We start from the raw sequence: 6,088 nt of genomic DNA, 5'->3' as shown, positions 1-6,088 counted from the left end.
GGACGCGATGACCAAGGCGGCGGAAGTGCGTCTGGTGGGTCGCCAGTTCGTGGGCGGCGGCTATGTCACCGTGCTGGTGCGCGGTGAAACCGGTGCGGTCAATGCGGCGGTGCGCGCCGGAGCGGATGCGTGTGAGCGCGTCGGCGATGGCCTGGTGGCCGCCCACATCATCGCCCGCGTGCATAGTGAAGTGGAAAACATTCTGCCCAGCAATCCGGCGGAATAAGTGGTTTAAACGAATCAACCGAAGCGGTAGTACATGGAGTGATAAAAATGGCAAACGTCAGCGGAATAGCATTGGGTATGATTGAAACGCGCGGCCTGGTGCCGGCGATCGAGGCGGCGGACGCGATGACCAAGGCGGCGGAAGTGCGTCTGGTGGGTCGCCAGTTCGTGGGCGGCGGCTATGTCACCGTGCTGGTGCGCGGTGAAACCGGGGCGGTCAATGCGGCGGTGCGCGCCGGAGCGGATGCGTGTGAGCGCGTCGGCGATGGCCTGGTGGCCGCCCACATCATCGCTCGCGTGCATAGTGAAGTGGAAAATATTCTGCCCAGCAATCCGACGGAATAAGTGGTTTAAACGGATCAACCGAAGCAGTAGTACATGGAGTGATAAAAATGGCAAACGTCAGCGGAGTAGCATTGGGTATGATTGAAACGCGCGGCCTGGTGCCGGCGATCGAGGCGGCAGACGCGATGACCAAGGCGGCGGAAGTGCGTCTGGTGGGTCGCCAGTTCGTGGGCGGCGGCTATGTCACCGTACTGGTGCGCGGTGAGACCGGTGCGGTAAATGCGGCGGTGCGCGCCGGAGCGGATGCGTGTGAGCGCGTCGGCGATGGCCTGGTAGCTGCCCATATCATCGCCCGCGTCCATTCCGAAGTGGAAAACATACTTCCGAAGGCGCCCGATGCCGGTGACAGCGGGTTGGACGGCGTGGTCAGCCAGTCACTCAGCTAGTATCGGCGTGGCCATGGCGAATGATCCGCGAATGACGGGCTACCTGATGCGCGCGCTCAGTGCCGAGATGGCCGCTGTGCAGCAGTATCTCACCCAGTCCAGTCTGAGCGCGATGTGGCAGTTGAAGGAATACAGTGGCCGTTTCCGCCGTGATGCGGAGGAGGAGCTCGGACATGCGCAGCGGTTGATTGAGCACATGCTGATGTTGGGTATTCCTTCCAATGGCACGCAATTGCCGCCCATTCGTCCGGGTCGATCCCTGGAGGAGATGCTGCTGATCGATCGCGACTTGGAGATCGACGTGATCCGCCTGTACGAGGAAGCCGCCCACTACTGCGCCCGCGTGCGTGCAGAAGGGTTGCAAGCCTTGTTCGCCGGTCTGCTGCAAGAGGAATTGGGTCACTTGCGCGACCTGGATCACCTGTTGACCGAGATGCATCAAGGAGCAATAGCATGAACGCTGTAAAGGATCTGAATGCGGCTTCATCAGGACCACAGGAACGCCTGCCCACGCTGAACTGGCGATTTGAGTTTGGAAGTTACGTCCAGACACGCCATTTTTTGGATCAAATGGCTGATCTGTCCAAACGCGAGGACTTCTATCCGAATGTGAGCTTTGGCAAAACCTACGTCAACATCAGTATTGATGCCGAAGGTCAGGCCGTACTGGCCGAGTGCAAGACTCGTTTCGTCGGCGAGATGGAAGCGCTGGCCGCCATGGAAAGAACCTAAACCGACAAACCGAGCGAATCGGTAACGGGGGCAAGTATGACGGACAGCATCATCGCGGTAATCAACCAAAAAGGGGGTACTGGCAAAACCACCCTGGCGCTGAATCTCGCGGCGGGCTTGGCTCGGCGGGGATCCACTCACCTGGTAGATGCCGATCCTCAGGGTTCGCTCAGTCAGTGGGTCGCCATGACCGCTGACACCGGCCTGCCGCCGGTAATACCGGCCGGCCATGACCCCTCCGCGACGATCGCGCAGTTGGCATGCGCCCATCGCTATGTCATGGTGGACTGTCCACCGACTATTCAGGGTGATGTAGTTGCTGCGGTGATGCGCTCGGTTCAAGTGATATTAATTCCGGTGTTGCCCTCCCCGATTGATCTGTGGGCCAGCGTGGGGATGGCGGCCGCGGTGAGCGAAGCCGGGCGATGGAATCCAGGCCTGCGCGCACGCTTGGTACTGAACCAAATGGAATCCCGTAATGCCCTGTCCCGCGCCATGCGCGAGGCTCTGGGGGAGTTCGATATACCGATATTGCAAGCCAGCATGCAGCGGCGAGCGGCTTATCGCGGCGCCGCGGTCGAAGGGGTGAGCGTCTACGGACTGGGCAAACGCGCCCAAGCAGCCGTGGCGGATATGGAAGCGATCATTGAGGAGGTCTTATGCCTGTGAAGAAATTGGGATCCAAACTGGCGCAAGGGGTACGCCAGGTTCAAGCGCAGCAAGTCGAAGCGTCGGCGCCAGACACCCAGGCGAATGCCTTGAACACAGGCCGTCCGGGCAAGGAGCTTTTGCCATCATCATCGAACCCAACTGAGGAAAAACGACCCTCTGCACCTCGCTCAGAGAGTCACAAGAGCCTGCATCCGCGGCGGGTGTGGCCCGATTAAATGCCTTATTTTTGGCTTCAGGAGTGAAATAAATAATGTCACCCGAAATTGATCCATATCTCGTTCAAGATATGCCTTACTACCGCGCCGTGGCCGACGAAGTGGAACTATACGAAGCGGCCTATTCGGTGCGCATGCCCATGATGCTGAAAGGGCCTACCGGTTGCGGAAAAACACGCTTTGTTGAATACATGGCGTGGAAACTGGGCAAGCCACTGATTACCGTGGCGTGTAACGAGGACATGACGGCATCCGATCTGGTCGGCCGTTTCCTGCTCGACGCTTCCGGCACCCGCTGGCAGGACGGCCCACTGGCCATCGCCGCGCGTTTTGGGGCCATCTGCTATCTCGACGAAGTGGTGGAAGCCCGCCAGGACACGACGGTGGTGATCCACCCGCTCACCGACGCGCGGCGTGTGCTGCCGCTGGAAAAGAAGGGCGAACTGGTACAGGCCCATCCCGATTTCCAGATGGTGATTTCCTACAACCCGGGCTACCAGAGCTTAATGAAAGACTTGAAGCAGTCTACCAAACAGCGTTTCGGCGCACTGGATTTCAGCTATCCTACCCACGATATTGAAACCGAGATCGTTGCCCACGAAACCCGTGTCGGTGTTGAAATCGCCGGCAAACTGGTGTCCATCGCCGAACGCGCGCGCAACCTCAAGGGGCATGGCCTCGACGAGGGAATCTCCACACGTATGCTGATCTACGCGGGCAACCTGATTACCCGGGGGGTGGCGCCATTGGCGGCATGCCGTATGACGCTGGTTCGGCCGATCACCGATGATCCAGATATGCGTGATGCACTCGACGCGGCGGTGAGTACATTCTTCTGATATCCGGAGCCAAAGATGGCGGTCGAACTCGAAAAATACCAGGACATATTGGCCGAACTCGGGGAGCACGCCGGCGAAGTGCTGCGCGCCTCCTGGGATGAGGCGGCGCGGGTGTTCACCCCGCGTGGACTGGAAAACGACTATTTGAATGGCGCGGCCAGCCTGAAGTCCCTGGGACGCGGCACCGATCTGGTGGTGTCATTTATCCAAAGCGCACCGGCGGTGGCGCGCGAACTGGGCGAAGATGCCGTCCATGATATGCTCGCTGCCGGGATCAAAATGTATTCCAAGACCAGCGCCACCGTCATCGCCGCGATGTTTTCCAGCAGTCCCGTGGCGGCTACGCGATTGGGGGATCCGGAGCTGTTCCGTGCCTATTTGCACTTGCTCGACATCCTGCTCGCCCAGGCGCCGCGCGGGGTGCGTCCGATGCTGGACCACCTCAGCATACTCCTGGGCCAGCTTACTCTGGGCGGGCTGCGGCGCTGGGCGCTGTGGGGCGCGCAGGCGCACAAAACCGATTTTGATGGCCAGGCAAAATATTTCGCGTTGGAAAGCCCGGAATCTATGGGCGTTCTGCAAAAGGAACGCAAAGGCACGCTGTTCATTGACGTGCAGCGCCGTATCGGCATGTATTTGCGCGCCTTGTGGGGGCGCGATTTCTTTATGCGCCCCACCAGCGGCGACTTCGAGCGGCGCGAAGGCTACCGCCCCTCCATCGAGGGATACATTATCCATCTCCCCGATGCGTACGATGATCTGGTGTGGCTGACACCGTCAGGTGAGGAAACGCGCACCTCCGGCATTGAACTATACCGCGCCAGTGCCGCCCACGCGGCCTGTCATCAGGTATACACCACGCGCCAATTTGACAGTACCGGGCTTAGTGCGATGCAGGTGACGCTGGTCGGATTGGTTGAGGATGCCCGCGTGGAAGCCATCGCCCTCAAGCAGTTTCCTGGGCTCGGGCAAATCTGGTTGCCGCTACACACGGCAACGCCCGCATCCGGCAACGATGCCGCGCCCTTAATGGCGCGCTTGGCACATGCTCTGCTGGACCCGGAATATTCCGATGATCATCCTTGGGTAGCGATGGGTCGCCAGATGTTCAGCGGGCATCAGGATTGCTTGCGCTCCACCGAATGGGTGCGTGAGGTCGGTTTGCACCTTGCTGCGGAAATGCAGCAACTTGGCGTGGTCTATTCAAGCACCGCGGATCTGCCGGATATCCCCTATCGCGACGACAACCGTTATATTTGGGAGTTCGAGGATATCCGCGAAGTCGGGCAGGTGATCGCTGGCGTCACCACGCAGCAAATTCGCAAATACGTCAGTGTGATGGAAATGGTCAATGCCATCGACGTGCCCGGCGCAGGCGATGATGCCAACGAAATATGGGTACTATCCAGCGAATTCTTCCGCGATGAGGAATCCACCAGTCTCAATCAACAAGAGGGTCGCGAGCCACCGCCGGAGCCCTATCATTACCCGGAGTGGGATTACCAGATGCAACTGGAGCGACCAGGCTGGTGCACCGTACTGGAAAAGCGGGCCAAAAGTGGCGCCTTGGAGATCATTGATGAAATTGTGGCCAAGCACAAGCCTGTCATCGGTCGACTCAAATATCTGATCGAAGCGTTGCAACCGCAAGGGGTGCAGCGCCTGCGCAAGCAAGAAGACGGCGATGAAATCGACCTGAACGCCGCTGTGCGTGCCATGATTGAGATGCGTATGGGCGAGCAGCCCGATCTGCGCATCATGATGCGCAACGTGCGTAAGGTGCGTGATCTCTCAGTACTGCTGCTGATCGATCTGTCCGAATCCACCAATGACCCGGTGCAGGGTTCGGAAAGCACTGTATTACAACTGGCACGTGAAGCGACGGTGCTGCTCGCCGATGCCCTCAACAAAATAGGCGACCCCTTCGCCATTCACGGATTCGATTCAAACGGCCGTCACGATGTGGAATATTTTCGCTACAAAGATTTCGACGCAGCCTACAACGACCATGCCAAATCCCGCCTGGCGGGCATGAGCGGACAGTTATCCACGCGCATGGGTGCGGCGATCCGCCATGCCGGCTCGATTTTGAAACGTCAGCCCAGCAACAAAAAACTCTTGCTGGTGATCACCGACGGTGAGCCGGCGGATAACGATGTGCGCGATCCCCAATACCTGCGATATGACGCCAAGAAAGCCGTCGAAGAACTGACCCAAATCGGCATTTCTCCCTACTGCCTGAGCCTCGATCCCAGGGCTGACCAGTACGTATCCCGCATTTTTGGCGCGAACAACTATGTGGTTCTGGATCAGGTGCAGAGATTGCCCGAAAAATTGCCGATCCTCTACATGGGTCTCACCCGATGAAAAACCAGCCGTACGATAATGGGTGAGCGCTTTGTTCAGGGCCAGGCATTACGGAGGTTGGATCCTGTGATGCGACGACCAGAACGGAAATCTTTCCGTCCAGGATTCATTCGGGGGATAGCGTTATGCCTTTGGTGCATATGAAAGATCTGCTGAGCCATGCCTATGCGCATGGATACGCGGTAGGCGCTTTCGACGTCGTGAGCCTGGAGTTCGTCGAGGGCGTCATGGCCGCTGCCGAGCGGTCTCGCGCCCCCGTAATCCTCTCTCTGGCCGAATCGCATCTGGAACACTACGATTTCGAACT

At 58.8% G+C, this 6,088-nt stretch carries 9 protein-coding genes; all 9 read left to right on the top strand.

All coding sequences use genetic code 11. From position 1 onward, the window contains the following. On the top strand, nt 1-226 hold a 226-nt coding region (locus HF921_RS03470), incomplete at its 5' end, for a BMC domain-containing protein (protein WP_215893312.1). Nucleotides 227-273: 47 nt separating this feature from the next. Further along, nucleotides 274-570: a BMC domain-containing protein gene (locus HF921_RS03465; protein ID WP_215893311.1), complete on the top strand. Its 297-nt coding sequence runs from the start codon at nt 274-276 to the stop codon at nt 568-570. A gap of 47 nt (nt 571-617) precedes the next feature. Then, nucleotides 618-956 (top strand): BMC domain-containing protein, encoded by a 339-nt coding sequence (locus HF921_RS03460; RefSeq protein ID WP_014030440.1) that lies wholly within the window; start codon nt 618-620, stop codon nt 954-956. Between the two features lie 13 nt (nt 957-969). Continuing rightward, nucleotides 970-1,413 (top strand): ferritin-like domain-containing protein, encoded by a 444-nt coding sequence (locus HF921_RS03455; protein WP_215893310.1) that lies wholly within the window; start codon nt 970-972, stop codon nt 1,411-1,413. Further along, nucleotides 1,410-1,688 (top strand): hypothetical protein, encoded by a 279-nt coding sequence (locus HF921_RS03450; RefSeq protein ID WP_064217669.1) that lies wholly within the window; start codon nt 1,410-1,412, stop codon nt 1,686-1,688. Before HF921_RS03455 ends, HF921_RS03450 begins: the two co-directional genes overlap by 4 nt. Before the next feature lie 36 nt (nt 1,689-1,724). Then, a complete protein-coding gene (gene parA, locus HF921_RS03445) occupies nt 1,725-2,357 on the top strand; it encodes a ParA family partition ATPase (protein WP_215893309.1) in 633 nt (210 codons plus the stop codon). Between the two features lie 253 nt (nt 2,358-2,610). Further along, on the top strand, nt 2,611-3,414 hold the full coding sequence (locus HF921_RS03440; RefSeq protein WP_215893308.1) for a CbbQ/NirQ/NorQ/GpvN family protein: 804 nt from the start codon (nt 2,611-2,613) through the stop codon (nt 3,412-3,414). A 15-nt stretch (nt 3,415-3,429) separates the two neighbouring features. Beyond that, nucleotides 3,430-5,781, top strand: coding sequence for a nitric oxide reductase activation protein NorD (locus HF921_RS03435; protein ID WP_215893307.1), 2,352 nt, complete (start codon nt 3,430-3,432; stop codon nt 5,779-5,781). A gap of 125 nt (nt 5,782-5,906) precedes the next feature. Then, a partial coding sequence (locus HF921_RS03430) for a class II fructose-bisphosphate aldolase (protein ID WP_215893306.1) occupies nt 5,907-6,088 on the top strand: 182 nt, incomplete at its 3' end.

It is taken from the genome of Acidithiobacillus ferriphilus, assembly GCF_018854775.1.
GTDB classification, from domain to species: Bacteria; Pseudomonadota; Gammaproteobacteria; order Acidithiobacillales; family Acidithiobacillaceae; genus Acidithiobacillus; species Acidithiobacillus ferriphilus.
Note: the sequence above shows the minus strand (reverse complement) of the source record. Positions and strands in the feature narration are given on the sequence as shown.